The sequence below is a fragment of the Ancylomarina longa genome, from assembly GCF_003996985.1.
In the GTDB taxonomy this organism is placed as follows: Bacteria; Bacteroidota; Bacteroidia; order Bacteroidales; family Marinifilaceae; genus Ancylomarina_A; species Ancylomarina_A longa.
On record NZ_RJJX01000032.1, the window covers coordinates 1 to 26006 of the forward strand.

Consider the following 26006-nt stretch of genomic DNA (forward strand, 5'->3'; position numbering starts at 1 on the left):
GCAGCTATCAAACTTAGTTGCATTCATAAGGCTTAATCTTTTTGTTAAAATCGATCTCCAGAAATGGCTCGATGAACCTTTTGATCAACCAAAACCAAAACCTATAATTGCAATCCAGGGGGTGCTATTTTAGAATATGACTTAAATAACACTGAAATGTGCGATTCTAGGTTGAGATAATGATAGTGGAAAAACGTTTAGGACAGGATTGGTTCTATATCTAAAAAACATTTTAATTCATTATTAAATAATTACACCTAAGATTTATTCCTCCTCTGCTCAAAGCCAACAAATAGGTAATAATATTCAAATAGATTATTGGGAATTTAGCTATCTTCGAACAGCAAAATTAAATTATCATGAAACAAAGATCTACTCTACTGTCTCTTCTAATTCTGATAACAATAATCCTCTTCGGTAAACAAGAAGGTTTTGGAAGAGATTTATCAAATAAAGCAGAAATTAGCATTCTTACTTGTTCCCCTGGAGATGAGCTATATTCTCAATTTGGACATTCTGCTATTCGGGTAAACGATCCTGTTAACCAATTAGATCTTGTATTTAATTACGGAACATTTGATTTTAACACGCCTAATTTTTACATGAAATTCGCACGAGGTAAATTAAATTACATGCTTTCCTACACTTCCTATAATCGATTTAAAAAAGAATATATATATGAAAATAGGGGAATTATTGAACAAAAATTAAATCTGGATCAAAAATCAATTCAAAATCTGTTTAATGCCTTAGCAAAAAATTACCAACCTGAAAATCGCTTTTACCAATATGATTTCTTATTCGATAATTGTTCCACAAGAATTAGAGATATTATAGAGGCAAATACTAGTCAAACCATTAAATTTGAACAATCAACGACTACAGATAAAACATTTTGGAATCTTCTCGATCCTTATATGGAAAATAGTCGATGGATATTTTTAGGAATACATCTTGCTCTAGGATTGCCTTGTGATAGCAAAGCTGCTCCCTATCAGTATATGTTCCTCCCGGATCATTTAATGTCTGCATTTGATCAAGCCAAAATATCGAATGAGAATAAAACACCTCTTGTAAAATCCACTCAAACGGTATTAAAGCCACGATTACAAATACATGGAACTAAATTTATAGAAAGACCCGCGGTTGTCTTTAGTATTATAGCAATAATTGGATTCCTGCTTAGTATTTACTATTACAACAAACAAGGCAACCTATTTGCTTTCGATATCTTCCTTTTTGGAGCTACAGGTTTATTAGGTTGGGTGATTCTATTTCTTTGGTTCCTAACAGATCATCAAGCAACTGGGCCCAACCTAAACATTCTTTGGGCTTTTCCCTTCCATTTCCCTATGGTATTATTTTTACTTAAAAAGAAAAAAAACAGATTACGTATTTATTTTCTGTGCAATTCAATATTGTTGTTAATTACTCTAAGCCTATGGAAGTTTATCCCACAATCATTACCAAATGAAATATTACCATTGGTAGCCTTATTATTATTTCGTTCTCTATACATTTCAAAAAAATTAAAATCAATTAATATCCAATGAGAACAACTGACTTTGATTCAGCCGTGCATGAAGAAAGCTTTTTAATCAGCTCCTTTGATGCCGATTTTAATGGAAATGCAAAATTGACAAGTATTTGTAATTATCTACAAGAAATAGCAGGAAAACACGTGGATTTGATTCACCAAGGATTGAACGATCTACAGGTGAAAAATATGGCTTGGGTTCTATCTCGTTTAAAGGTTCATATCTATGAATATCCAAAATGGAAAGATAAAATTACCATTCAAACATGGCCAACCGGCACAAATGGTCTTTTTGGAAATCGTGATTTTAAAATTAAAAATGAATCGGGTAAAACCATAGCCATTGCCACTTCTGCATGGATAATTATTCAAATGGACAATAAAAGACCTGTCCGCCCTAATCATTTTGCTGATAAAATGACAGTTTATAACGAAACCTTAGTTTTTAGTAATCCACTTCAAAAATTAAAAATCGAAAATAACTTTGAGTTTAACGAAAAAATAAAAATTCATTATAGTGATATTGACATCAACCAACACGTTAACAATGTAAAGTATATAAAATGGGTAATGGATGCTTGTCCTATTAAAAAATTAAATAAGGATCAAATTTCAGAATTACAGATCAACTTTTTACATGAATCTAAATTAACAGATGAGCTCATCATTTTTGGAAATAAAACTGAATGTGAACCTCATCAGTTCGTGATAAAAAATAGAAAAACTGGAATAGAACATTGTCACGCAATTATTAAATGGACCTAAATATGAATATGATTTTTTCTAGCTTTCAAACTTCTTTTAACTACCTAATTTCAATCTCCTCGTTTGATCATTTTTTAATACTGCTATTTGTAGGAAGTATTTTTCATCTTAAAAATCCAAAAAGTTATTTGTCTCTAATACTAGCTCTTATTATTGGTTCAAGTATTGGGTTTGTCCTCAGCAATCTGAACGTTCTTAACTTTTCTAGTTCCAGCATAAAATTGGCTATGGCTATTTCATTTTTAGCCATCGGAATTCACAATATGCTATCAACAAATATTATTGCCAATGCTATACGATACAATTTTTTTGCACTAATAGGAGTTGTTATAGGAATAAGCTTGAATAGCTATTTTGTGAGAATTTATGGATCCAACTTCTCTTTTTCGAAAAGTATAGGTTTCAATCTAGGAATATTTGCAGCTTATATTGCAATTACCCTGTCAAGCCTTTTACTGTCCAACTTACTATTACTGATTTTTAAAATGGAGAAGAAAAGCTATTATTTAGCTATATCTGGAATTGGAATTGGTATTTCTTTAGTATTAATATATCTCCGTTACAAATAAAAAATGCGAGTCAAAATGACTCGCATATCCTATTATTTTATCTAGATTAAACTTTATGTGTAAGTTGATCTACTTTGCTTATTTCCATAAATGAAACTCCTTTCGAAGGACCAAAACTACCACCAATAATTATTACCATATCTTGGCTGGTGAAATATTTTTTATCCATTAATGAATACATAGATACTTTTACAAACTCATCACGACTAGCTAACATCTCACAAGTACTAGCCTCAACACCATAGGAAAGTGACAATTCACGCATCACTCTGGCAGAATAACACATTGCGTAAACAGGGTGTGTTCCGCGATAAGCCGACAAGTATCTTGCAGTTCTTCCAGTTAATGTATCCGTAATAATTGCTTTTATCGGCAACAATTGGGATGATTTAACTGCAGAACTCGCTAAAATTGCAGTAAGCTCGTGATTACTTGGAACGAAATTATTTCGGGTATCTGGAAATAATTCTTTCTCCACCTCAACCGCAACTTCTTTCATTACACGAACAGCTTCAACGGGATAATCACCATAAGCAGTTTCTCCACTAAGCATGATAGCATCTGTTCTGCTATAAATAGCATTTGCAATGTCACTAACCTCTGCCCGGGTAGGTCGTGGATTATTAATCATAGAATGAAGCATTTGGGTTGCTATAATAACAGGCTTTTTGCTCTCTACGCACTTTCGAATAATTCTACGTTGAATAACCGGAATTTTTTGTGCAGGTATTTCAATAGCCAAATCTCCTCTGGCCACCATTACACCGTAAACATGCTCTATAATTTCATCTATATTGTCAACTCCTTCTTGATTTTCAATTTTGGCAATAATCTTGATTTTCGAGTTTTTCTGATCCAATATTTCCTGAATATCAAGTACATCTTTTTTATGCCGAACAAAAGAATGAGCTATAAAATCAATATCCTGCTCAATTGCAAATTGAATGAATCCCCTATCCTTTTCACTTAAAGAAGGTAACTTAATTGCAACACCAGGAACATTTACACTTTTTCTATTTTTTATAGGGCCATCATTCTGAGCTTCAACGATCAAAAAGTTCTTTTCTTTCCCTACAACAAGCAATTCCAATTCTCCGTCATCAATCAGAATTTTCTTTCCAAGATCAATATCATCCACAAACCCCTCATAACTAACTTGTAAACAATCTGCATCATCAAAATCTGTTTTTTGCCCGATAAGTTTAATACGATCTCCCTTCTTTAAGATAAATTCAGTCTCCACATCAACAGTTCTGATTTCCGGACCTTTTGTATCCACTAAAAGAGCGATTCTATCCGAAACTTTTCTTACATTTCTAATGACTTTTAATGCGTCGTCATGAGTTTGATGAGCTGTGTTTAATCTCACTACATTCATTCCCTCGGCAAAAAGTTCAGATAAAAATTTCACATCGCATTTCTTATCAGAAATCGTAGCGATAATTTTTGTGTTCTTCTTCATAAATAAACTCTTCATTATTAGTTTTGGCGCCACAAAGTTAATAATTTTAGATGAAGCATGACATTAATCATTAAATACTAACAATTATGAGTATTAAAAAAAAAGTCGTTCGTCAACCAAAAAACAACTTTAATCCAAATGGGAATTAAGAGCTTCAATAGCCAATCGATAGGAATCTAATCCGAATCCAGCAATGGTTCCAATACAATTCCCGCCTATCAATGTTACACTTCTGAAGGATTCCCTTTTATGGATGTTTGAAATATGAACCTCTATTACTGGAGTGGTTACTGCCGCAATGGCATCCGCGATTGCAATGGAGGTGTGCGTATATGCGCCCGCATTAATAATTATCCCATCATAACTGAAACCAACCTTATGAATTTCATTAATCAATTCTCCTTCTACATTAGACTGGAAATATTGTAGATTTATTGTAGCATATTGCATTCTCAATTTCTCAAAATAGGCATCAAACGACACCTCTCCATATATAGATTTCTCCCGAACACCCAGCAAATTAAGATTGGGGCCATTAATAATCAAAAAATTCATTTCGTCAAAAATTTTAAAGGTTAAACATAAATGGTTGTCAAAAAATTGCAAGCTTACGTAATGTTTTTTTAAATTGCAGGCAAGAATTATCATAAAGAATTCGTATCTTATCAACCGAAAAGTAAAGCTAAGAATAAAAAGAAATTATTTACAACTAAACTACATACTAAAAACTGAATAAAATGAAATGGACATCAACAATTGAAAATTTTAAGACGTATTTGACATTGGAGAAATCACTCTCCAAAAATTCAGTAGACGCTTACATTAATGACATTACTAAGCTTACTACTTTTTTCAAAGAAAAGAACATGGAAGTTGCTCCTGAAGAAGTTATCTTGCAACACCTAAAAGATTTTGTAGCTTGGATCAATGATGCCGGAACCAGTCCTCGTACTCAAGCTCGTGTTATTTCTGGTATTAAAGCATTTTTCAAATATTTGCTATTAGAAGAAATTATCGAGAAAAATCCAACTGCACTTCTTGAAGCACCAAAAATTGGAAGAAAATTACCAGACACATTAACTGTAGATGAAATTGACATCTTGGTTAAAGCTGTTGATATGAACAAAGCAGAAGGTCAAAGAAACCGTGCAATTCTTGAAACGTTATACTCTTGTGGTTTAAGGGTTTCCGAATTAATTGATTTAAGAGTTTCCAATCTACATTTTAGAATGGGATTTATTAAAATTCATGGAAAAGGAAATAAAGAGCGTTTAATTCCGATCGGAAAAAAAGCCAAAAAGGAAATTAAATTATATCTTAAAAGCTATCGTGTAAAATTAAACATCGATAAGGATAGCGAAGATATTCTTTTCCTTAACAGAAGAGGACGCAAGTTATCTCGTGTAATGATTTTCACAATTATCAAGAATTTATCTAAAAAAGTTGGTTTAAAGAAAAATGTTTCGCCACATACTTTCCGTCATTCCTTTGCTTCTCACTTGGTAGAAGGTGGTGCTGATTTAAGAGCTGTGCAAGAAATGTTAGGACATGAATCCATCTTAACTACTGAAATTTACACTCATCTTGACAGAGAATATCTTAAGGAAACAATTAAAAATTTCCATCCTAGATCTAAAGATTAATTTCTAAAAATAAGTCCTGTAATTTTATTGTTAGGTCTTATAGAATATACCGAAAAAGCCTTCGAAGTCATTTCTTCGAAGGCTTTTTTAATTATGGTAGAATACCTAAATGCTATTTTTAATTGTTGGAGATAAGAAGTAGAACTTATTCTTGTATAAATATAAAGATTTGTATTTCAGAAGGATGAATGAATTATCTTAAATAAATATTAAAGCCAATAATTCGATTTATATTATGAATCCACTAATCTAGATCAATTTATCCCACCATAAAACTACTAAATCTTATTTAGAAATAGTACAATGAAAATTCAAAAATAACTTATTTGGAATAGGAAATATTCATATATAATAATACTTTAGATCCAAATAAAATAAATATCAAATGAACGCTATTGAAATAAGTATGATTGAAGATTTAAAAAAATCACTAGAGAAGCATTCTAACATTCAAGAGAATACTGCCAGAGAGAGTTTAATTTCTCTTGCAGTTGAGAATAAAGAAGCAATCTTAACAAGAAATGGATCTTTGGCAACATGGACTCCTACTCATTCAACAGGAAGAAGTCCTAAAGATACTTACATTGTAAGGAATCAGAAAACTGAACTGAATATTGATTGGACTTCCCCAAATAATATCGGCATGAATCCGCAAACGTTTGCGTTAATTTTTGAAGATGCGCTTAAGATCATTCAAAACAAAAAAACTATCTACACTACGGATAGAGTTATTGGCGCCGATTCAAAATATGCTCTACCAGTTAAGACCATCTGCGATCAAGCCTTAAGTCAGGTATTTATAGATAACATGTTTCGTCCGGTACCTACCGATATCGAAAAATCAATTTTTGCTGAGGAGCAATTTTATTTAATCGCACTTCCTCAGGATAAACTAGAAAAAAATCGCTATAAAGGTCTTGTTAGAGATTTACCTAATGGAGAAACATCTGATATTTGTGTAGTTATTGATTTTGATAAAAAAATTGGAATTATTATTGGTTCCTCCTACATGGGTTCTATGAAAAAACTCATGTTTACAGTAATGAATTATCTATTACCATTTAAAGGTGTATTGCCTCTTCACTGCTCTGCCAATGAAGGTTCCAATGGAGATTCTGCCTTACTATTAGGATTATCTGGAACTGGAAAAACAACACTTTCGGCTGATCCGGAAAGAGCCTTACTCGGAGATGACGAACACGGTTGGAGTAATGATGGAATCTTTAATTTTGAAAATGGGTGTTATGCAAAAATGATTGACATTACACCTAAGAGCGAACCTGAAATTTATAATGCTGTTATGCATGATGACGACTATCGTAATCATGGTTCAATCATTGAAAATGCAATGATATATCCAAATGGAGATATTGATTTCTTCGATGATAGATTAACCCAAAACTCAAGAGCAAGTTATCCTTTAAAATTCTTAAAAAATATTAAGGAAAGCTCTATTTCTGGGCATCCAAATACAGTATTATTCTTAACAGCGGATGCCTATGGTGTGTTACCACCTGTATCGAAGCTTAGTAAAGAACAAGCCATGCTTTGGTTCTTAATGGGCTATACTAGTAAACTTGCGGGGACAGAAACAGGAGTAACCGAACCACAAGCCACCTTTTCCAGATTTTTTGGACAACCATTTATGCCATGTAATCCGAATATTTACGCAAAAATGCTTGGCGACAAAATGGAAAAGCATAATACAAATGTATATTTAATTAACACAGGTTGGAGCGGCGGCTCATACGGAACCGGTTCACGTATTAAATTAAAATATACACGAGCAATGGTGGATGCCGCATTAAAAGGAAAATTAAATCAAGTGGAATATACTAAAGATCATCTTTTTCACTTAAATGTACCTTCATCATGCGAAAATGTTCCTACTGAAATTCTGAATCCTATAAATACCTGGGATAACAAGAAGGAATATCATAAGACTGCCGAAAAATTAGCAAAAAAATTCTCCGAAGGATTTGATAAAGCTTACGGCAAACAGGATATTCTACCGGAAATTGTCTCGCAATGCCCTGGTAAATAAAAATATAAAAAAAGCCTCTCTAGAGGCTTTTTTTATAAAATTTCAATTTCTATATTACTATTAGGATCTAATGTTTCGTAGTACATCAATAGATTTGAGTTAACACTTCTAATCTGTGTGATGCTCTGAGTTTTCACCTTATCATTTCTATTCATAACCAATGCATTTGATGGATCTTTACGTCCTGCATTTTTATGAAAATCGATGATCGACTCTTTCGATAAACGAGAAGTTTCCATCCACAATTTAAACCACTTCCTTCTATCCTCTCTAACTTTACTATCGTAGAGCGTTACGGATGACCAAATACGAGGCAATGTAGGATCTAAAAGTCGATAATGAATAGATGAACCATCCCACCTAATTTCTTCCAGAGTTAATATATTTTTAGCACTCACCACAATCATAGTAAATGGTTCGATTTCTGAAAATTCGTATTCTCGCACAAATTCAATTACAGAAGCAAAACTCAAAAAATCCAAAACAACTATACCTCTACTCTTCCGATAAGATGTCAAGTGCTTGTGCTTTACATAGGCCCCATTTAAAAGACATACTGATATATTTTCCTTTGAGCACAACATCCAGGTACCTCCGGATTGTTCATCCTTAGGGTAGACTACAAACGAATTTCCTTGTGTGTGTAATTTCGGCAATTGTGCCTTTCTGCTTGGACTTTCGTCTCGGTTAGTTGTGAAAAAAAATTGTTGCTCTGAAAGTGGTAAATAACTTAATGTGCACATAAATCGTTCCTGTATTTTCGGGTAGAGTAAGCTACTCCAAAATTTTTATTCAATTTAATCGAGCTATATTCTTTTTCAATAGCAATTCGAATTATTGCCATATGATGAATGGCATGTTCGATATTATAAACCAATTCTCTCTTCATATTAGTGTCAATAATAATAGAGTTCGTATCGTTCGGATTAAAACTAATACTCAACTTTAACGACTTGTTCAACGATAGAACACCGATCCAATTTTTAATGATATTTAATCTCTTCACTGCAATATTCTTGTCCCTCTCTATTTCCTCACAATGTTCACGCAAATCATAACTAACTGTATCATTATTTTTTTCGTGTTTTCTTAAAACATCATAAAATTCTATGATATGTCTTATATGTTTTCCGATTGAATTATCCATTAATAATGCCAATGATTCTGTATATTGTTCGTCATTAAGCAACTCACAAAAATCGATTAGCTGCCGAATTATTTCCTTGGTGGTATTAGTTATCTGCATCTGATTCTTCTTCAATATTTATCAAGTTTATCGATACAAGATATTAAATTATCAAAATATATCATAGAAATACAATTTTTAACCAGTGAACTTGTCGCACAGATTACAATAAAGTGTATTTTAATACAGAAAATTAGCTCAAGCCATTCTTGAAATGGAAGTAATTGTAGCTTTGTATGATCAAATATTTATTTATCCTTTTTCTTACAGATACCTAATAATGAAAAAAAAAATTAAACTGCCCTTCCTATTATCAAAATGGTTCCATTTTGAATTTTGGCCCTTCTGGATTTTTTATATTCCCATGTTTGGATATGGTCTTTATTTAGCTCTCAAGGCACGATCTTTTGCATATTTTACTGCTACAAATCCTGCAATGAAATTTGGTGGTGCTTTTGGAATGGACAAAACAAAAATGCTGAATTGCATTAATAAAAAATATACCCCTCGAGGATTTCTCTTTAAAATGGAACAAAATAATAATGACTTAACGGAATTATTGAAAATTTATGATCTAAATTTCCCGATTATATGCAAACCAAATATAGGTGAAAGAGGAATTGGAGTGGAAAAATTAGATAATAATCTTGATTTGGAAAAATTTATTGCCTCGCATCCCGAGGATATATTAGTCCAGGAGTTTATTGATTATCCTATTGAATTAGGAATATTCTATCACCGATTTCCTATTTCAAAAAAGGATGGCATCACTTCCATTGTTCATAAAGAATTTTTAAGCATCACAGGTAATGGGAAATTAAGATTTGGTGATTTAGTAAAGAAAAATATTAGAGCCAAAAGCAGAATTTCATATTTAAAAAGAAAATATGAATCTAAATGGGAACAAATCATCCCTTCAGGAATTAGCTATAAATTAGAACCGATAGGAAATCATAACCGAGGAACGAAATTTTTAGATGGGAATCATTTGATAAATGATCAACTTGTTGAAGTATTTAGAGATATTTCCAAACCTCTTGATGGCTATTATTACGGTAGATTTGATATTAAAGTGAAAAGTATAGTAGATTTATACGAAGGAAATAATATTAAAATAATTGAATTAAATGGAACAAATTCCGAGCCCGCACATATTTACGATCCAGATTATTCTATTTTTAAAGCCTACAAAGAAATCATCAAACACATGAAATTAGTGTATGATATAAGCAAAGAAAACAGAGAATTAGGGATAAAACCCGATTCGTTTACTAAATTATTCCGAGGGCTACTTCAACATCTTCGTTGAAATGATCCCAGTACAGAACAAAAAAAAAGGTTTTCTGAAGAAAACCTTTTTTTATAATTTATAGTTACTTAAAACTAGAAAGTAAAAGCAACTTCTACTTCGATTTGATTCATTTTTAGCTCAATGGTTTGATTAGGAACCATATTACCTAACATAGCTTGAGCAGCATCAAAATCCATTGGATTATAACCTTTAACACTTGCAGGCATTGCATATACGACAGCAAGATGAAGTGCTTTCCCAGAATCTCCTAGTTCTTTAGAACAACCTACAGTAATATGATCTTCGATAATACCAGGAGCAAGAATGTTAAACATTACCTCTGAAGAAGATACTGGTTGATCACAATGAGAATAACCTCCACGCAATGTCCAACCTTTAATTCCAGCATACTCAACTCCAAATTTTAATACATTAATATCCTGCCATCCAAAACCAGTACCATTATCAGTTCCTAAAGGTGAAAATTTAGGATCCATTGGTGTTCGCATTTCATTTGATACAGAAGCAACATCAGTATAATTAATTCTTTTAAAATCAGCCATTACTGCCCAATCCTCATTGATTTCATATGCCAAACCTACAGTCCATGTTGAAGGGATATTAAAATCACCCTGCTCAGCAAACAATCCAGCGTAATCTTTAAATTTACTCATATATAACATGGTTTGATAACTGGCTCCAATACTTAGTCCTTTTGTTATTTTTCCTAAATAACCAAGTCTAAAACCATAACCCAATGCGCTATCATGACCATTATTCGTCAGCTTTGATGGAGCACTAGACATTTGACCAAACGTAGCTAATCCTTTAGCTTCAAAATATGAATAAGCTAATAAAGCCGTAACACCAAAACTATGGTTCTTAGAAATTTTACGAGAATAAGTCATACCTAAAAACATTTGAGCTAAATCGACTCCAGTAGTTTCAGAACTTTGATCGCCAAAAGTCATAGTAGGGTAATCAGTATTCATCCCTCCATTTCCAAAAAGAGTGGCAGAAAAACTACTTTTATCATTAATCATCCAATTGGCACCCATACTTGGCATCAAAAATAATTTAGAATCACTTTCAACTTTTCCCGGAGCCAAACCAAAAGTCCCTTCCATTCCAGATGGATTACCAGTAACAGTATAATCACGATTTGGGTTAAAGAATCCAACCCCAACCTGATATTTATCCCCAAGTAAAACACGTGCTGCAGGGTTACCACTTATTAAAGAATTCTTATACCACGCTACACCAGCACCTGCAACACCAATATTTTGAGCACCGTAACCAACACCAAAATACCCATCGGTAGCCTGAGCTGTCTGAGTTGAAATGATTCCTGCCATTACAAATAAAGCAGCGATAATAGTTTTAAAAGTATTTTTCATCATGTAAAAATTAGTTTGATCACTTAGGATTTGAGTGCAAAATACAAACTCTAAAACTATCCATATATGTTATACATCATATATCTAGATATCAATGCTTATTTATTGTTGCATCTCCCTGTGTGACAGCTAGTTTATGGTTGTTTAATTTTAACAAATTACCACAGTTTTAATTCAGTATAAATAAACAAAATAATAATTACCTATCCAGATATCTAGACATCTAGCTGTTACCATATCTATATATTTGTATTTTAATTTCATGATGACTCCATAAAATAAAAGCTTTTCCGACGCAAATCGAAAAGGCTTTTTAAAATGGAAATACAATATACTAGCATCCCCCAGCAACTCTTTTTTTCTTCTTCTTTTTCCGGATTACCGGCTTAACTTTTGTAGTAGTAGAACTAGAAACCACTGCTTTGCCTCCACCAAGTACTTGACTAGCACCCTTTCTGAAATCATATTTCGCAATTTCATCATCAGCAAGAACTGATTTTGGTGCTTGCGGGTTAAGAATTGTCTCTGCCCAATAATTTAAGCCTCCTTGAAGAACAAAATTATTTTCGAAACCTAATTGTCTTGTAATCATCCATGCTTCATTAGATTTAAGATTGCCATTAGAGTAAAAAACATTCATCTTAACTCCCTGATCTAATATATCTTCATTATCACCAGACAAAATAGCGGATAATGGAATATTAATAGCTCCCGGTAAACTGAATTTTTCAAATTCAGCCTGACTTCTAACATCTATCAATTGTAGGCTTGGATCTTTTTGAACCAACATATCGGCAATTTCATCTGTACTTACAAACTGGGTACCATCCGTTACTTCGTTCAATAATTCGACAGCATCTAATTTGTATTGCTTGGTTGTATTTTCCGGAACAGCAGCGATTATAACCCCCAGAGGAATAAAAACTGATGCCATTATTAATCTCATATTCATATTCTTTAATTTTAAAAGGTTTAAAATTAATACTCCTCACGAGGAAATTTCTTCTCAGCCCATTCACCAACCCAAAACATTGCAAAAGCAACCAGAATCATTCCAAGGGCAAAAACGCCTCTAGGCAAATCAATAATATCATTCATCGTTGGAGTTCCCAAAAAGTTTGCTTTATAGATTTCCTCCCACATAGGATAACCTTCTGTGAAGAATAAAATACCAAGCACTAATCCTCCTATAAATGCCAAAGCATCCAATTTACCAATAGATATTGCACAAAATGCTGTTCCCGGGCAAAATCCACCCATGATAAAACCAGCCCCCATAATGGCTCCACCCAAAATTGCAGAAGTAAGATATGTTGGATTGATATACACAAAATCTAAATCAATCCAGCCAAAAAGGCTGAAGAAAAGCAATCCCAACATTGCTGTAAGAGCGGCCGTAAAGAAGACTTTCAAAACGGTAGTATCATATCCATAGAACATTCCAGCAAGTTTACGACTCGAGGAAAAACCACTTGATTCAAGTGCAAAACCAAAGCCAATTCCAATTAAAAAGGCAATAAATAAATTGGTATTTGGTGAAATTATTTCATTTACAATTAATGGTCCCATAATCAATTTTTTAAATAAATTTTATAATTAGATCCAATTTTTACGGAAAAAATATGCCAAAGCAAAAGCAGTTCCGAATATAAAAGCCATGGTGATAAATCCTCCTACAGATAATACAGCCATTCCACTCAAAGCAGAACCACTAGTACAACCGCGTCCCAATTGGGCTCCAAATCCAAATAGAATACCACCCATTACTGCGAAAATTATTCTTCTTTTAGAAGTAATTTTAGGTGAATGTTCTACTTTAAATTTCAATCTTTTAGCAAATGCTCCTGACAGAAATCCTCCTACAAGAACACCTAACATTTCGAAAACCAACCAGGAATGCATTGGGTTTCCAGGATGAGATTGACGATATGCTTTATAAAAAGCTGCATTCTCAACATGAGAAGGCGCAACTACATTCACTGTACTAACAACCGCACTTTTAACAGCACCACTCGCTCCTAGTCCTCGTCCGGAAATAAAATTGGCTGCCAGAAGTACAATACCTAATAATACACCTCCAATATATGGATTGATGTATTTTGTTTTTTTCACTTCGTTCATCGTTATTTTGTTTTAATAGTTTCAATAGAATTATATAGTTATAACCAATTCAATTAGTATAACCAACGACTTGCTTGACCAGCATAGGATATGATAATTCTAAGCATCACACTTCCAAACAAGACCAATATAGCAGGAATAACAATAGGAATTTTATATCCTTTCAATTCTAATCCTTCGAGAATTGCTGGAACAATCATTCCTAATATTACCACGAAAATCCAAAATGAAGCAGTATATTCTCCGCCCAAAAATAGATTAGCAGCATCAATTTGAACTTGTGTACTCGCCAAAAACCCCATGAACATGTGTATAATTAAGAATAATTCTATTCCAATAATCATAAGATCCAATTGAGCAAATCGTTTTCTTTCATCATGATTTTTTGAAATCCAAATCACCATTGCTGTTCCGGCAGAAAGCCCCGAGGCAAGAAACAATGGCCCCATAATAGAAGTATTCCACAAAGGTCTTGCATTGAAAGCAGACAACAATATTCCGGTGTAAATTCCAAGAATAGCTGATGAGATCAACATGATCCACGCCAGTACTTTCTTGTACTTGGTAAAGAATTCAAGCAGCTCTTCTATCACCTCAAATTTCCAATCCCAATTCGGAAAAATTGATTTAATATGTAATGCCGACCAAATGAATGAAATTGGAGTTACAATCATCAAAATCCAAGCACCCCACGACATCGGAGATGCTAATCTAATAGTAGTATATAGTCTCCAGAAATAAAGTTTGTGGTGCAAGTCTAAAAACAAAGCGCCTAAACCGAGAATTAGTGCAATCGAAGCAAACATAGGAGCGATCTGAACAGCCACTTTATAGTTATTTTCTCTATTTCTTATTGTATATAGTGCAGCAAAAAACATCAAACCTGCCGCTAATCCTCCTAAAAACAAGTAGACTGGAATTTCCCAATGCCATACGTGTAGTAAAGGATCGATTAAGGGGTTGTTTCTGCCACTAACAATTATTTCTTCTCTCATTTTTTTAGTTTTTTAGATTAAGAAATACAATTGAGGTTTAGTTCCTGCCTCAGGAATCAATGTCTTATGCTTGCGTTTTTTAAGGATTTTGGAAACATCACTTCTAGGATCATTTAAATCTCCGAAATACATACATTTTGTAGGGCAAACAGCAACACAAGCCGGTTGCATTCCTTTTTTCACCCGATGCAGACAGAAGGTACATTTATCCACATATCCGTCGGGATGAACATATCGAGCATCGTAAGGACAAGAAGCAATACAGGCACTACAACCAATACATTCATTTTTAGTAACCAAAACAATTCCACCGTCAGCATAATGACTGGCTCCAGTTGGGCAACATCGAACGCAAGGTGAATTCTCACAATGATTGCATCTTTCTGAACGTAATTCAATTTCCAATTGAGGATATGTTCCATCCATAACCTCTACTACCCAATCACGGCAGTAACCAATTGGTACATTATTTTCGGTTTGGCAAGCTACTACACAGTCGCTGCAACCAACACACTTTTTAGTATCAATAGCCATTGCATATCTCATAGCTTACACCTCCGTTTTTTTGTTATCAAACCTAAATGTCACAAAATTTCCTCTCATTCCGGTTCCTCCCATTATAGGATCTATCATCACATTCGTAATCATCTGAGTATCGCTGACACCTTTTCCAAAACATCTCTTCAATCGCTTATCTGCATGTCCAAAACCATGAACCATATATACAGAATCCCATCGAATTCTTTCTGTTACTCTTACTTTAATTGGAAAATCGGAAACAACACCATCCTGATTTTCAAGATAGATATATTGATCATTCTTCAAATCCCACTCCTTAGCAACCTTCGGATTTACCCAAACACTATTCTCACTCATTAAATCGGTAAGGTTTGGATTGTTAGCAGTACGACTAAAAGTATGCATAGGTGCTCTGCCATAAATCAACCGATAAAATCCTTCACTTGGCTCGGGATGTGGAGTATAGACAGGTATTGGATCGAATCCCTCTTCTTCCAGAACTGTAGAATACAACTCTATTTTACCTGTATTTGTATCAAATTCGATATCTTCACCATCAGCAAAATAAAGATCATCAACTTCACGTTCTAGACGCTTCACACCTATCTTTTGCATTTCTTCCAAAGAAGATCCGACTTGTTTTAATTCCCAATCTAATTCCTCTTCAATTGTTTCGAATGGAAAATATTCAAGTAAATCCAATTTCTTAGCTAATTCTCTAGCAATCCAATACGCCGGTTTAGAATTATATAACGGATCAACAGCTGGCATTCGTAGTGCAATACTAGGCTCTCTTCCTTGAGAAATTCTCAAAGAATCATAACGTTCCAGATAAACACACTCTGGTAATACAACATCTGCATATCCTGTAATCTCCATTGGCATGGTATCCACCACTGCAAGTAAGTCTAGTTTTTGAATAGCATCAATTGTTTTTTTCTGATCGGGAAGCGTATTTATTAAATTGGTTCCATTTACGATCCATCCTCGTATAGAACAATCCAAATCCGGGGTTGGAATAGAAGCATCACATACACCAGATGCAAGAGCTAGGTCAGCCAAAATATATTTTCCACCCATGGCATCTCTCCATGTTTTTTCAGGTTTTGGATATGGTGGTAAATGATAGTGAGGTACTGAAGCTTTATCAGGATTATAAAAACCCCCTCTTCGTCCCCAGCTTCCAAGTAGAGCATTTAATATTGCAACTGCCCTTAAACGCTGCGTATCATCCCCATACCAAGTTACATGACGACCGGGATGGACAAGAACCGCAGGAGCCGCATGTGCCATGGTTCTGGCAGTCTCGCGAATCTGATCTGGTTTAATCGTAGTTATGCCGTAAGCCCATTCTGGTGTAAAATTCTTTACATGAGCTTTTAGCTGATCAAAACCATAAGTATATTTTTCAACGTATTTTTTATCGTATAATTCCTCACTAATTATTACATGCATCCACGACAGTAACAAGGCAATATCTGTTGCTGGTTTAATAGGAAGCCAAAACTTTGATTTGGATGCTGCTGTAGAAAAACGAGGATCAACGGTTATAATTGTTGCGCCTTTATCTATGGCATCAGACATTTCCTGAACCTGACCATTATGCATATTCTCGCCAATATGTGCACCAATCAAAACCAAACATTTGGTATCCCTAATATCAGTATTTTCAGGAGAATTAACTCCACTACCATATGTGGCAATAAATGCAACCTCACGAGGACCACGACATTGAGCATAGGAAGGAGCTGCTATATTTCTCGATCCAAATCCTTTTATAACTTTACCGAAATATTTACCACCTGAACCATGAGAAAACAAAGCAGTACACTCTGGTCCATGCTCTTCTTTAATTTCCTTCATTTTAGATGCGATGTATTCCAGAGCTTCATCCCAGGATGCCTCCCTAAAAGTTTGTTTGCCTCTTTCCTCTGTACGAATCAAAGGTGTTTTTAATCGATCCTCATCGTAATGCATTCCCACTCCTCCGGTACCTCGGGGACAGAATCTTCCATTACAATTGGGATCGTCATCGTTTCCGATGATTTTCTTAATTCTACCATTTTCATCCTTATAAACCCATCCGGCACACTTCCAAAAGCATACTTCGCAATAAGTTGGAGTTCTGGTAAAATCGAATGGCCCTTTAAAATAAGACTGGTTTTCTTTTAGGATGCTGCTTGCCAGGGAATCCAGCAAGCCGCCACCAAAAATCAAACCAGCTGCACTTAAAGAACTGATTTTAATAAACTGTCTTCTGCTTTTCATATATTAAAAACTTTATTTCTCCAGACATTAATACATATAGAGAGTTACATGTTCGCATTTAAAATATAGAAAAAGCCAAGTACGAAACATGCTGTACAACACATTTCGTTTACTTTATATTCGTTCTAAAGAAAATAATACGTTTAGAGTAATAAAATAGGTAAATACCAGACTATTTAGATTATCAACAAACTAGATTAATTAAAAGCCCAGAATTACTTAACGATTTTTTTCAATTTGTTTATAAGACTTTCTGAAGGTTAAAGAGGTAATCTTATAATAGAATAGAATAGCACAGTTCTTATTTCCTAAATAAGAAAAGTATATTTAAAATTAATTAATGATTAAAAAGATCCTCCAAAGAATTGGCATTCAAAAATAGATTTGGGGAATAGTATGGTAAATTGTTATTAATCTCATAATATTCTACTTCTAAAAGATTGAGGAGGCTCATCATCTTATAATTACCATCAAGCAATTCATTCTCTAAGTATAGTAAGCTACTTTTCCCATAAACAGCAGTGAGTGGTTGCTTTCTTCCACTTTCATCAACTGGTACAACTGCATCTTTATAGTCTAGATTCGACAATAAATCAGAATATAATTCCGATTTTATGTAAGGAACATCGCAGGAAACTACAATATATATATCTGCCACATGCTTTTTCATTACGGAATAGACACCTCCTAATGGCCCGCAATCCGGTATAATATCCTTTACAACAGGTAGTTTTAAATACGAATAACAATCTTTATTGGAACTGATAATCACTTGATCACAAAACGGACTAATAGCAGCTATAGCATATTCTATTAATGCCTTATTATTCCAGGTCACTAATCCTTTTTCAGTTCCCATTCTTGAACTTTTTCCACCAGACAATACAATTCCGAATACTTTTTTATCTTCAAGCATTACCAAATATATAAAGAATACCAACAAGCACTTATCAGACTTTAAGATCTTTTAACTTTGATTTGTTTACAATTCAATTTATATTTAGACTGATTACAAATAATAAATTTCACCAGTATAAATCCAGAAAAAAATGAAAAGAATAATACTAGTTATTTGTCTCCTTCTTTCTGGAGTAACTTTCGGTAAAAATAATATGACTCAGAAAGAAAACAATTCAAATGTAGAACTTGCAAGTTTTGGTGCAGGTTGTTTTTGGTGTGTAGAAGCAATTTTTCAAGAACTAAAAGGTGTTGACAAGGTAGTCTCGGGATATATGGGCGGAGAAACAAAAAATCCAAGCTATAGAGAAGTATGTTCCGGTGAAACTGGATATGCAGAAATTTGTCAAATCACTTTCGATCCTAAAATTATTAGTTACGATGAACTATTGGAGGTATTTTGGTCAGTTCACAATCCTACCACTTTAAATCGACAAGGTGCAGATGTAGGCACACAGTATCGCTCTGTTATCTTTTATAATAGCGAAAAACAAAAGGAACTTGCAGAGGCATACAAGAAAAAATTAAATGATTCAGGAGCTTTTGAAAATCCAATTGTAACCGAAATAAGTAAAGCTCCTAAGTTTTATCCTGCTGAAAATTATCATCAGGAATATTTTAATAACAACGGACAGCAGCCTTATTGTACTTTTGTGATTAAACCAAAGATGGACAAATTCAAAAAAGTATTTAAAGAGAAATTAAAATAGTATTATATCTCTAAAGCTATTGCCTTACCTTAAAAGGTGACTGTTGGATAATTAGATTCCATTGAAAAAGTCTCTTAAATAATAGAAGCAGTAAAAAATTGATTCTTTAATTTTTTACTGCTTTTAGCTTTTTTAGACTTCTAAAATTATTCCGTCCAATTCCATAATAATCAAATCACTTCCTTTTCTTAATAAAACATGCATTTTTTCCATACACCAATTTTTTCTAAGTATTAAGCAATTCATAAACCACCTTTGTATTGTATTTGCTTCCATCTTATCAAATAGTGATGCTACGTCTTATTAATTAGACCTTTTATAAGTTTAATATGTTGTAAATTTGAAATATTAACCTTAACCAAAACTTAATCTATGAATAAACTTTTACTTCTATTGGTATTTCTGTGTCTTTATCCTTTGACTAATGAAGCTCAGGAAACAAATTACTGGTCAAACTACCCTTCCTATGGCATCATGCAATACAATGTTTTGTCTCCTATCGATAATCTAAGTGCTGAACAGTATTACAACCCGAACTTTCAAGCCGGACTTATTGTCACCAAAAAACATGGCATCTTAAAAGTTAATGGAATTCGCTATAATGTAGCAGATGATGAAATAGAATGCCTAATAAAGAAACAACACAGCACAATTAATTTCCCTAAGAGAATTAATGAAGTAAAAATTGCCGATGAATGCTTCGAATACAAAAAATTTGTAGTTCATCATGATTCAACCTATGGTTACCTAAATAAGATTTTCGATGGTAAATGGAAGATCTATGTTCGATATTCTAAAAAACACAAAAAAGGATCCAGTCTTAAATCCATTTACCTACTAGAGGACGGAGGAAATATTCCTGTAAAAGTAGCTTCTCCACAAATCATCCTTTCCCGTAAATTTAAAGATTTACAGAATCAGGCATATGCATATATTAAAACTAATCAATTGCATTGGAACCAAATCCAAGATGTGAAAAAGCTATTTCACTATTTACAAGATTTAGAAAGCAATAAGGTTGCATCGCGCTGAATTTTTCCGTTAGATGTTCTTCGAAACTGAGGAATAAAAATAATATCCCGAGCCTGTTCGTATTTTCCGAGCAGGCTTTTTAGTTGCTTCATCAATTCTATCTTATATGCTGAAGTCTGTTCTTCCAGTTCCAATACCAATACTAACTTTTGTCCCAAATGAGCATCAGGGAGTCCGGCACAAAAAAATGAAACCGATAGAATACCTCTAATTTTGTCTTCGATTTGTTCCGGGAATAGCTTAATTCCACCCGAATTAACCACGTTATCGAATCTGCCAATCCATTTAAATTCCTTATCGCTTTGCAATTTCACCATATCATTGGTAAGCAAATCCTTTTCAAGAATTTCCGGAGCATGAATCAATAAGCATCCTCTATTATCCTTTGAAAATTGCACTTTTCCAATAGTATGATAAGTTTCCGATCGACAGCTTCCATTTAAAGCCTTAATTGCAACATGCGAAACGGTTTCGGTCATGCCATAACTTGAAAAGGCTTCACATTTTAAATCTTGCAACTTTTCTTCCAATATCTGATCAACAGCTCCTCCGCCAATAAGTAGTTTTTTAATTCGATTAATCTGATTTCCATCATTCAAGCTATTATTCACTTGTAAAGGAATCATCGCAGCGAAATCAATATCCATATTGATATTTTGAAGCGGATGACCATTTGGCTCAACAAGAATAAGATTCAATTGCCACAATATGGCACGTACCACCATCATCTTACCGGCAATAAAATTGGGCGATAAACAAAGCAAAGCAGTCTGGGCTTTTTCAAATTGAAAAAATTCACCAGTCATACGCGCAGATGCCAGCATCTTTTGTTTCGAAAGCTTAATTTGTTTAGGAGTACCGGTAGAGCCAGAGGTGTGAGCCGTAATAGTGTCATAAGAATTCATCCACTCCAAAATAAAAGCATAAACATCACACTCCCATTTATTGGAATTTGATTTCAACTGCTCAGTGCAAAATGCTAGCAATTGTTCTTGCGAATAATGAATTCCGTTAATCCTAAGTTCAGTCATGCTTGGTTATGTGTTTTTCTATTTCCCAATGCTGCTTGGTATCGTAATGTAAAAAACCTTTTTTCATCCGTAAAGGAGAAGGAATATTATTACTGTAAATCTGACCTGTGCCCAAACCTTGTGGCATAGGATTATTTAAAGTATAAGTCCATTGAGCGATGGCATTCAGACCAATATTCGATTCGAGTGCTGAGGTAATCCACCAACGAATATTCTTTTTATCGGCCAAATCTATCCACTCCTGGCTAACCTTAAAACCTCCTAATAAACTCGGTTTTAAAATAATGTATTGAGGATGAATCGTATCTAAAAGTGCTTCCTTTTTGTCGTAATCTAAAATACCAATCAGCTCCTCATCCAAAGCAATTGGCAGAGGAGTTGTATTACAAAGCTTCGCCATTTGCTGCCATTGTCCGGCTTTTATGGGCTGCTCTATCGAATGTAATTCGAATTCGGACAAGATTCTTAATCGAGACAAAGCATCTTCTGCCGCAAAAGCTCCGTTTGCATCCACGCGAAGTTCAATCACCTCCGCGCTAAAATCTTTTCTGATAGATTCCAATAAGCGTAATTCCTGTTTAAAATCTATGGCTCCGATCTTCAATTTCAAACAATTAAAACCTGATTTTAACTTCTCCCCGATCTGCTCCTTCATAAAAACCGAATCGCCCATCCAAATCAAGCCATTGATAGGGATTGCTGCTTTTCCTGCTGTAAATTCAGAAGGATACAAAATCCTTTTTCCCTTCGCCTGAAAATCCAGTAATGCCATTTCCAGAGCAAAACAGATAGAAGGCCATTCCTTCAATCCCCCTTCCAAATAATACCAGTAATCTCCGATCTGCTGACAAACTTCCTTTATTTTAGCTTCATATCCGGGACGATCATCGAAACTTAAATTAGGAATGATAGAGCACTCCCCTATTCCATACAAATCGGGATGCTCAGCATCCCAAATTCGAATAAACCAGGAATCTTTCTTTGTTAATACACCACGTGAGGTACCACTGGGACGATTAAAAGTGAGAGGATAATAAAAATAATCGGCAACAAGCATGTTCTTATAAATTTTAGGAGCTATGAATTACATTTTTTTGAATTCATTTTGAATCGATACGGATGGTAAAAATACTAAAAACGAAGCTTCCTTCCACTTTTAGATCGTATCGAATCCTCAAGGATTATAAATACGCCATTGTAATGATCCTGTAAAATGCCCATTTGCCCACAAGATAATTATAAACACAAGGGGTGTCCAGAAATAGATGTATTCGTCATTCTGAACTTGTTTCAGAATCTTTCCTCATTGATTAAGAGATCCTGAAATAAATTCAGGATGACGTTTAATGTTAAACCTACATATTTATGGACACCCTCTATAAAATTTAGGAACAGACAACAAAGCTTTGTCATTCCCTACCACTTGCTATCAACAATTTTTACTTCTTGTCAACTATTATTTTGCATTTTTAAAAGCATTTATCCCTGCAAATTGAGCTGTTTTACCCAATTGATGCTCAATTCTCATCAGCTGATTAAACTTCTCCACTCTTTCTCCACGGCAGCCACTACCTGTTTTTAAGTGCCCGGCATTTACAGCCACGGTTAAATCTGCAATAAAACTGTCAACGGTTTCCCCGCTTCGATGAGATACAAAACAATTATAGGAATTCTTGTAAGCCAATTCTATGGTTTCCAAGGTTTCGGTTACCGTACCAATTTGATTTAGTTTGATTAGAATAGAATTGGCAACTCCCTTACTTATTCCTTCAGATAAAATTTTCTTATTGGTGCAGAACAAATCATCACCAACCACCTCAATTTTTCCACCAATAGTATCGGTAAGATTTTTCCACCCTTCCCAATCATTTTCCGCCAAGCCATCTTCCAGCAAAACAATTGGATATTGATTCACCCAATTCTCCCATAGCTTCACCATATCATCACTACTTATATGCTTTCCGGTACTTTTAAAAAGCTTATACTTTCCTTCATCCCACATTTCGCTGGCTGCCGGATCCAAACAAATACTAACTTCCTTTCCTGGTTTGTAACCAGCCTTTGTGATTGCCTCCAAAATTACTTCCACGGCTTCATCGTTAGATTTTAGATCCGGTGCAAAACCACCCTCATCTCCAACACCGGTACTGTATCCTTTTTTCTTTAATACTGATTTAAGAGTATGAAATACCTCCACTCCCATACGAATAGATTCCTTAAACGACGTAGCACCATGAGGAGCAATCATGAATTCCTGAAAATCAACATTATTATCCGCATGTCTTCCCCCATTAATAATATTCATACAAGGCACCGGCAACAGATAAGCATTACTACCTCCTAAATATTGATACAAAGGAATATTTGCACTTTGCGACATAGCCCGGGAGAATGCCATAGAAACAGCCAAAAGTGCATTCGCACCAAATTTAGCTTTGTTGTGCGTACCGTCCAGGTCTATCATAAAATAATCCAGATCACGTTGGTTCACAAAACATTTGCCTTCAATTTCCTTCGCAATGGTTTTATTTACATGCCCCACCGCTTTTAAAACACCCTTACCACCATAACGCTTTTTATCTCCGTCGCGTAATTCAGTAGCTTCGCGCTCGCCAGTAGATGCGCCACTAGGAACCATTGCACGGGACAGCGTACCATCTTCTAACATTAAATTAACTTCAACGGTTGGGTTACCTCTGGAATCCAGAATTTCGAATGCTTCAACTTTTTTGATTTTCATGATCTTACTCCTCCTATAGTTTAATTCGATTTCAGTTCAATAATTTCATCAATCAATTTATGTAATATTTTTCAATTGACCTGAACGAATAGGAAGAAGAAAAAGAAGCTTTATTATTTTGAGGCATACTACTAATTTGGCTAAAAAATCAGGGCGTGCCCCTCCTATCCTCGGGTCAGGCTTTCCGCTACTACTCCTCGCCCCAACGCACAAGCTATCCACACAAGCTGTGGGGTATCCGCTGCAATCCTTCACGCAACCCGCATCAGCCTTACTGCCAAATTGATCAGAAACTTTAACGCATCAAAAAACCCGTCAGAATTAAAAAGCTGACGGGTTTAAGAAATATATATCCATTATAATATCAAGCCTATGCCAAACGTCAGACTAAAAAGCAGGGTGCTTAGTGCCAATCGTTTCAATTCCGGATCTAATTCCTGAGGCTGTTCATTCTTACTAACAACAACCATATTACGTATCAGGAACGGAAAACTAAGCACAAAAAGCAATTGAAAAGGCGAAATCCAATGTAAGTACGTATAAATACAAGCTAGTATCATTGCCATACCAATCAACATTAGATGATAGATTTTGGCACATTTCCTTCCCAATATCACTACCAGTGTTTTTTTGCCACTTTTAGCATCGTTCACCTCATCGCGAAGATTATTTAGATTTAAAACACCTACACATAGCAATCCAACAGCACTTGCTGGTAACAGGAGACTCCAGTGCAAGCTTCCGACATGCAAAAAATAAGTACCCAATACACCAAGCAATCCGAAGAAGATAAAGACAAATAAATCGCCAAAACCACTGTATCCGTAAGGATTTTTTCCTACCGTGTAGTTGATAGCCGCAGCAATAGCAAGAATACCAAGTCCGAGCATGATGAATCCCTGTGTATAGCTTAAAAATTGCAATCCTTCCCACAAAAGCCACAAACCAGCGGCAAGCGAAAGTATCACGAAAACAATCACCATGCGAATCATTTCCTTCTTGCTGATCACCCCACTCTGAACAGCCCTTTGCGGTCCTACTCTTTCCTCATTATCGGCACCCGAAATAGAATCGCCCAAATCGTTTGCCAAGTTCGAGAGTATCTGTAAAAATAAGGTCGTTAATGTTGCAAGCAGGAATATCTTTAAAGAAAATCCACCATCGGCAACTGCGAGAAGACTGCCTAAAAATATATTGGAAAGTGCCAGAGGAAGCGTTCTTAATCGGAAAGCATGAATCCAGGCTTTTGTTTTACTCATAGATTTAGCGGTTAAAATTCGATGCCAAAGTTAGCAAAAAATAAAAGCTGATTCCCGCTTCGCTTCTCTGAATAGTTTCTCATTTCCGTCGCGAATTATCCAATTACCACTAATCAAGAAAAGTACGCGCGACGGTTGGTAAAACATTCCTCATCCCGGGATGGCAGTCGCTTATGGCTCCTTTATCCCGGGCTATGGAATTGGAGCCTTTCAGGCTCTCCTTGCACTCCCACTCCTAACGTAAGTTTGCAATTTGTGATTTTCATTCCTCTAAAACAAAAGCTAATTAAAAACCACGAGTTACAAACGTACCGGAGATAAAGGATAATTCATTTGAAACAGGTCATCGCCTTCTATTTAATATCCCGGTGCGCTGCACCTCTTCTTCCTCTCATTTAATCTTGTGCTATAAATATTTCGCAAGGCTGTTGCTTTATCACAACAAGAACAATTTGTTGTGAGGTACGGAGTACCAAAATC

At 34.7% G+C, this 26006-nt stretch carries 24 protein-coding genes; 8 read left to right on the top strand and 16 right to left on the bottom strand.

From position 1 onward, the window contains the following. Nucleotides 1–359: 359 nt before the first annotated feature. The 3 genes from DLK05_RS15315 to DLK05_RS15325 are packed head-to-tail and all read left to right on the top strand — an operon-like array spanning nucleotide 360 to nucleotide 2871. Nucleotides 360–1553 carry an Lnb N-terminal periplasmic domain-containing protein gene (locus tag DLK05_RS15315; protein WP_127344885.1) on the top strand — a complete coding sequence of 398 codons (1194 nt, stop codon included), beginning with the start codon at nucleotides 360–362 and terminating at the stop codon, nucleotides 1551–1553. Further along, nucleotides 1550–2302, top strand: coding sequence for an acyl-[acyl-carrier-protein] thioesterase (locus tag DLK05_RS15320; protein WP_127344886.1), 753 nt, complete (start codon nucleotides 1550–1552; stop codon nucleotides 2300–2302). The genes DLK05_RS15315 and DLK05_RS15320 overlap by 4 nt, the downstream gene beginning before the upstream one ends. A gap of 2 nt (nucleotides 2303–2304) precedes the next feature. After that, on the top strand, nucleotides 2305–2871 hold the full coding sequence (locus DLK05_RS15325) for a HupE/UreJ family protein (RefSeq protein ID WP_209319912.1): 567 nt from the start codon (nucleotides 2305–2307) through the stop codon (nucleotides 2869–2871). Nucleotides 2872–2917: 46 nt separating this feature from the next. Here DLK05_RS15325 and pyk read toward each other — a convergent pair whose 3' ends face one another. Both pyk and aroQ read right to left on the bottom strand, forming a co-directional pair. Continuing rightward, a complete protein-coding gene (pyk, locus tag DLK05_RS15330) occupies nucleotides 2918–4333 on the bottom strand; it encodes a pyruvate kinase (RefSeq protein ID WP_127344888.1) in 1416 nt (471 codons plus the stop codon). Between the two features lie 129 nt (nucleotides 4334–4462). Next, nucleotides 4463–4888, bottom strand: coding sequence for a type II 3-dehydroquinate dehydratase (gene aroQ, locus DLK05_RS15335; protein WP_127344889.1), 426 nt, complete (start codon nucleotides 4886–4888; stop codon nucleotides 4463–4465). Between the two features lie 182 nt (nucleotides 4889–5070). Between aroQ and xerD the strand changes: the two genes are divergently transcribed. After that, on the top strand, nucleotides 5071–5976 hold the full coding sequence (gene xerD / locus DLK05_RS15340; protein ID WP_127344890.1) for a site-specific tyrosine recombinase XerD: 906 nt from the start codon (nucleotides 5071–5073) through the stop codon (nucleotides 5974–5976). A 385-nt stretch (nucleotides 5977–6361) separates the two neighbouring features. Continuing rightward, on the top strand, nucleotides 6362–8020 hold the full coding sequence (locus DLK05_RS15345; RefSeq protein ID WP_209319913.1) for a phosphoenolpyruvate carboxykinase (ATP): 1659 nt from the start codon (nucleotides 6362–6364) through the stop codon (nucleotides 8018–8020). Between the two features lie 32 nt (nucleotides 8021–8052). Here DLK05_RS15345 and DLK05_RS15350 read toward each other — a convergent pair whose 3' ends face one another. Together DLK05_RS15350 and DLK05_RS15355 are read right to left on the bottom strand one after the other, a co-directional pair. After that, entirely contained in the window at nucleotides 8053–8763 is a 711-nt protein-coding gene (locus tag DLK05_RS15350; RefSeq protein ID WP_127344891.1) for an NRDE family protein, read from the bottom strand. Beyond that, nucleotides 8751–9281, bottom strand: coding sequence for a DinB family protein (locus DLK05_RS15355; RefSeq protein ID WP_127344892.1), 531 nt, complete (start codon nucleotides 9279–9281; stop codon nucleotides 8751–8753). Before DLK05_RS15355 ends, DLK05_RS15350 begins: the two co-directional genes overlap by 13 nt. A 205-nt stretch (nucleotides 9282–9486) precedes the next feature. On the opposite strand from DLK05_RS15355, the gene DLK05_RS15360 reads away from it, so the two are divergent. Beyond that, the gene (locus DLK05_RS15360; protein WP_209319914.1) at nucleotides 9487–10515 is read left to right on the top strand and encodes an ATP-grasp domain-containing protein; all 1029 of its coding nucleotides are present in this window, start codon (nucleotides 9487–9489) and stop codon (nucleotides 10513–10515) included. A 74-nt stretch (nucleotides 10516–10589) separates the two neighbouring features. On the opposite strand, the gene DLK05_RS15365 is transcribed toward DLK05_RS15360, so the two are convergent. The 8 genes from DLK05_RS15365 to mobA all read right to left on the bottom strand — a co-directional run bounded on the left by DLK05_RS15365 (nucleotide 10590) and on the right by mobA (nucleotide 18713). Continuing rightward, nucleotides 10590–11894: an OmpP1/FadL family transporter gene (locus DLK05_RS15365; RefSeq protein WP_209319915.1), complete on the bottom strand. Its 1305-nt coding sequence runs from the start codon at nucleotides 11892–11894 to the stop codon at nucleotides 10590–10592. Nucleotides 11895–12228: 334 nt separating this feature from the next. Further along, on the bottom strand, nucleotides 12229–12846 hold the full coding sequence (locus DLK05_RS15370) for a rhodanese-like domain-containing protein (RefSeq protein WP_127344895.1): 618 nt from the start codon (nucleotides 12844–12846) through the stop codon (nucleotides 12229–12231). Nucleotides 12847–12872: 26 nt separating this feature from the next. Beyond that, nucleotides 12873–13463 carry a YeeE/YedE thiosulfate transporter family protein gene (locus DLK05_RS15375; protein WP_127344896.1) on the bottom strand — a complete coding sequence of 197 codons (591 nt, stop codon included), beginning with the start codon at nucleotides 13461–13463 and terminating at the stop codon, nucleotides 12873–12875. A gap of 27 nt (nucleotides 13464–13490) precedes the next feature. Continuing rightward, nucleotides 13491–14015 (bottom strand): YeeE/YedE thiosulfate transporter family protein, encoded by a 525-nt coding sequence (locus DLK05_RS15380; RefSeq protein ID WP_127344897.1) that lies wholly within the window; start codon nucleotides 14013–14015, stop codon nucleotides 13491–13493. Between the two features lie 53 nt (nucleotides 14016–14068). Continuing rightward, nucleotides 14069–15010 (bottom strand): NrfD/PsrC family molybdoenzyme membrane anchor subunit, encoded by a 942-nt coding sequence (gene nrfD, locus DLK05_RS15385; RefSeq protein ID WP_127344898.1) that lies wholly within the window; start codon nucleotides 15008–15010, stop codon nucleotides 14069–14071. Between the two features lie 12 nt (nucleotides 15011–15022). Then, entirely contained in the window at nucleotides 15023–15556 is a 534-nt protein-coding gene (locus DLK05_RS15390) for a 4Fe-4S dicluster domain-containing protein (protein WP_127344899.1), read from the bottom strand. A 3-nt stretch (nucleotides 15557–15559) separates the two neighbouring features. Beyond that, nucleotides 15560–17797 carry a molybdopterin-containing oxidoreductase family protein gene (locus DLK05_RS15395; RefSeq protein ID WP_127344900.1) on the bottom strand — a complete coding sequence of 746 codons (2238 nt, stop codon included), beginning with the start codon at nucleotides 17795–17797 and terminating at the stop codon, nucleotides 15560–15562. Between the two features lie 337 nt (nucleotides 17798–18134). After that, entirely contained in the window at nucleotides 18135–18713 is a 579-nt protein-coding gene (gene mobA / locus DLK05_RS15400; protein WP_127344901.1) for a molybdenum cofactor guanylyltransferase, read from the bottom strand. 133 nt (nucleotides 18714–18846) lie between these two features. Between mobA and msrA the strand changes: the two genes are divergently transcribed. Both msrA and DLK05_RS15410 read left to right on the top strand, forming a co-directional pair. After that, nucleotides 18847–19464, top strand: a complete 618-nt coding sequence (msrA, locus tag DLK05_RS15405) for a peptide-methionine (S)-S-oxide reductase MsrA (protein ID WP_127344902.1) — start codon at nucleotides 18847–18849, stop codon at nucleotides 19462–19464. 372 nt (nucleotides 19465–19836) lie between these two features. Next, on the top strand, nucleotides 19837–20496 hold the full coding sequence (locus DLK05_RS15410) for a hypothetical protein (RefSeq protein ID WP_127344903.1): 660 nt from the start codon (nucleotides 19837–19839) through the stop codon (nucleotides 20494–20496). Here the strand turns inward: DLK05_RS15410 and DLK05_RS15415 are convergent. From DLK05_RS15415 to DLK05_RS15430, 4 genes are all read right to left on the bottom strand, one after another. Further along, nucleotides 20454–21527 carry an AMP-binding protein gene (locus DLK05_RS15415; protein WP_127344904.1) on the bottom strand — a complete coding sequence of 358 codons (1074 nt, stop codon included), beginning with the start codon at nucleotides 21525–21527 and terminating at the stop codon, nucleotides 20454–20456. The two genes, DLK05_RS15410 and DLK05_RS15415, sit on opposite strands and share 43 nt — an antisense overlap. Then, nucleotides 21520–22584, bottom strand: coding sequence for an o-succinylbenzoate synthase (locus DLK05_RS15420; protein WP_127344905.1), 1065 nt, complete (start codon nucleotides 22582–22584; stop codon nucleotides 21520–21522). Before DLK05_RS15420 ends, DLK05_RS15415 begins: the two co-directional genes overlap by 8 nt. Nucleotides 22585–22983: 399 nt before the next feature. After that, nucleotides 22984–24267 carry a phosphopyruvate hydratase gene (gene eno, locus DLK05_RS15425; protein ID WP_127344906.1) on the bottom strand — a complete coding sequence of 428 codons (1284 nt, stop codon included), beginning with the start codon at nucleotides 24265–24267 and terminating at the stop codon, nucleotides 22984–22986. 356 nt (nucleotides 24268–24623) lie between these two features. After that, nucleotides 24624–25526: a 1,4-dihydroxy-2-naphthoate polyprenyltransferase gene (locus tag DLK05_RS15430; RefSeq protein ID WP_127344907.1), complete on the bottom strand. Its 903-nt coding sequence runs from the start codon at nucleotides 25524–25526 to the stop codon at nucleotides 24624–24626. Nucleotides 25527–26006: the final 480 nt, after the last annotated feature.

Bases quoted from the DNA above. Each gene is read 5' to 3' on its own strand.
- DLK05_RS15315 (WP_127344885.1), top strand. From the start codon at position 360: ATGAAACAAAGATCTACTCTACTGTCTCTTCTAATTCTGATAACAATA.
- DLK05_RS15320 (WP_127344886.1), top strand. From the start codon at position 1,550: ATGAGAACAACTGACTTTGATTCAGCCGTGCATGAAGAAAGCTTTTTA.
- DLK05_RS15325 (WP_209319912.1), top strand. From the start codon at position 2,305: ATGAATATGATTTTTTCTAGCTTTCAAACTTCTTTTAACTACCTAATT.
- pyk (WP_127344888.1), bottom strand. From the start codon at position 4,333: ATGAAGAAGAACACAAAAATTATCGCTACGATTTCTGATAAGAAATGC.
- aroQ (WP_127344889.1), bottom strand. From the start codon at position 4,888: ATGAATTTTTTGATTATTAATGGCCCCAATCTTAATTTGCTGGGTGTT.
- xerD (WP_127344890.1), top strand. From the start codon at position 5,071: ATGAAATGGACATCAACAATTGAAAATTTTAAGACGTATTTGACATTG.
- DLK05_RS15345 (WP_209319913.1), top strand. From the start codon at position 6,362: ATGAACGCTATTGAAATAAGTATGATTGAAGATTTAAAAAAATCACTA.
- DLK05_RS15350 (WP_127344891.1), bottom strand. From the start codon at position 8,763: ATGTGCACATTAAGTTATTTACCACTTTCAGAGCAACAATTTTTTTTC.
- DLK05_RS15360 (WP_209319914.1), top strand. From the start codon at position 9,487: ATGAAAAAAAAAATTAAACTGCCCTTCCTATTATCAAAATGGTTCCAT.
- DLK05_RS15365 (WP_209319915.1), bottom strand. From the start codon at position 11,894: ATGAAAAATACTTTTAAAACTATTATCGCTGCTTTATTTGTAATGGCA.
- DLK05_RS15370 (WP_127344895.1), bottom strand. From the start codon at position 12,846: ATGAATATGAGATTAATAATGGCATCAGTTTTTATTCCTCTGGGGGTT.
- DLK05_RS15375 (WP_127344896.1), bottom strand. From the start codon at position 13,463: ATGGGACCATTAATTGTAAATGAAATAATTTCACCAAATACCAATTTA.
- DLK05_RS15380 (WP_127344897.1), bottom strand. From the start codon at position 14,015: ATGAACGAAGTGAAAAAAACAAAATACATCAATCCATATATTGGAGGT.
- nrfD (WP_127344898.1), bottom strand. From the start codon at position 15,010: ATGAGAGAAGAAATAATTGTTAGTGGCAGAAACAACCCCTTAATCGAT.
- DLK05_RS15390 (WP_127344899.1), bottom strand. From the start codon at position 15,556: ATGAGATATGCAATGGCTATTGATACTAAAAAGTGTGTTGGTTGCAGC.
- DLK05_RS15395 (WP_127344900.1), bottom strand. From the start codon at position 17,797: ATGAAAAGCAGAAGACAGTTTATTAAAATCAGTTCTTTAAGTGCAGCT.
- mobA (WP_127344901.1), bottom strand. From the start codon at position 18,713: ATGCTTGAAGATAAAAAAGTATTCGGAATTGTATTGTCTGGTGGAAAA.
- msrA (WP_127344902.1), top strand. From the start codon at position 18,847: ATGAAAAGAATAATACTAGTTATTTGTCTCCTTCTTTCTGGAGTAACT.
- DLK05_RS15410 (WP_127344903.1), top strand. From the start codon at position 19,837: ATGAATAAACTTTTACTTCTATTGGTATTTCTGTGTCTTTATCCTTTG.
- DLK05_RS15415 (WP_127344904.1), bottom strand. From the start codon at position 21,527: ATGACTGAACTTAGGATTAACGGAATTCATTATTCGCAAGAACAATTG.
- DLK05_RS15420 (WP_127344905.1), bottom strand. From the start codon at position 22,584: ATGCTTGTTGCCGATTATTTTTATTATCCTCTCACTTTTAATCGTCCC.
- eno (WP_127344906.1), bottom strand. From the start codon at position 24,267: ATGAAAATCAAAAAAGTTGAAGCATTCGAAATTCTGGATTCCAGAGGT.
- DLK05_RS15430 (WP_127344907.1), bottom strand. From the start codon at position 25,526: ATGAGTAAAACAAAAGCCTGGATTCATGCTTTCCGATTAAGAACGCTT.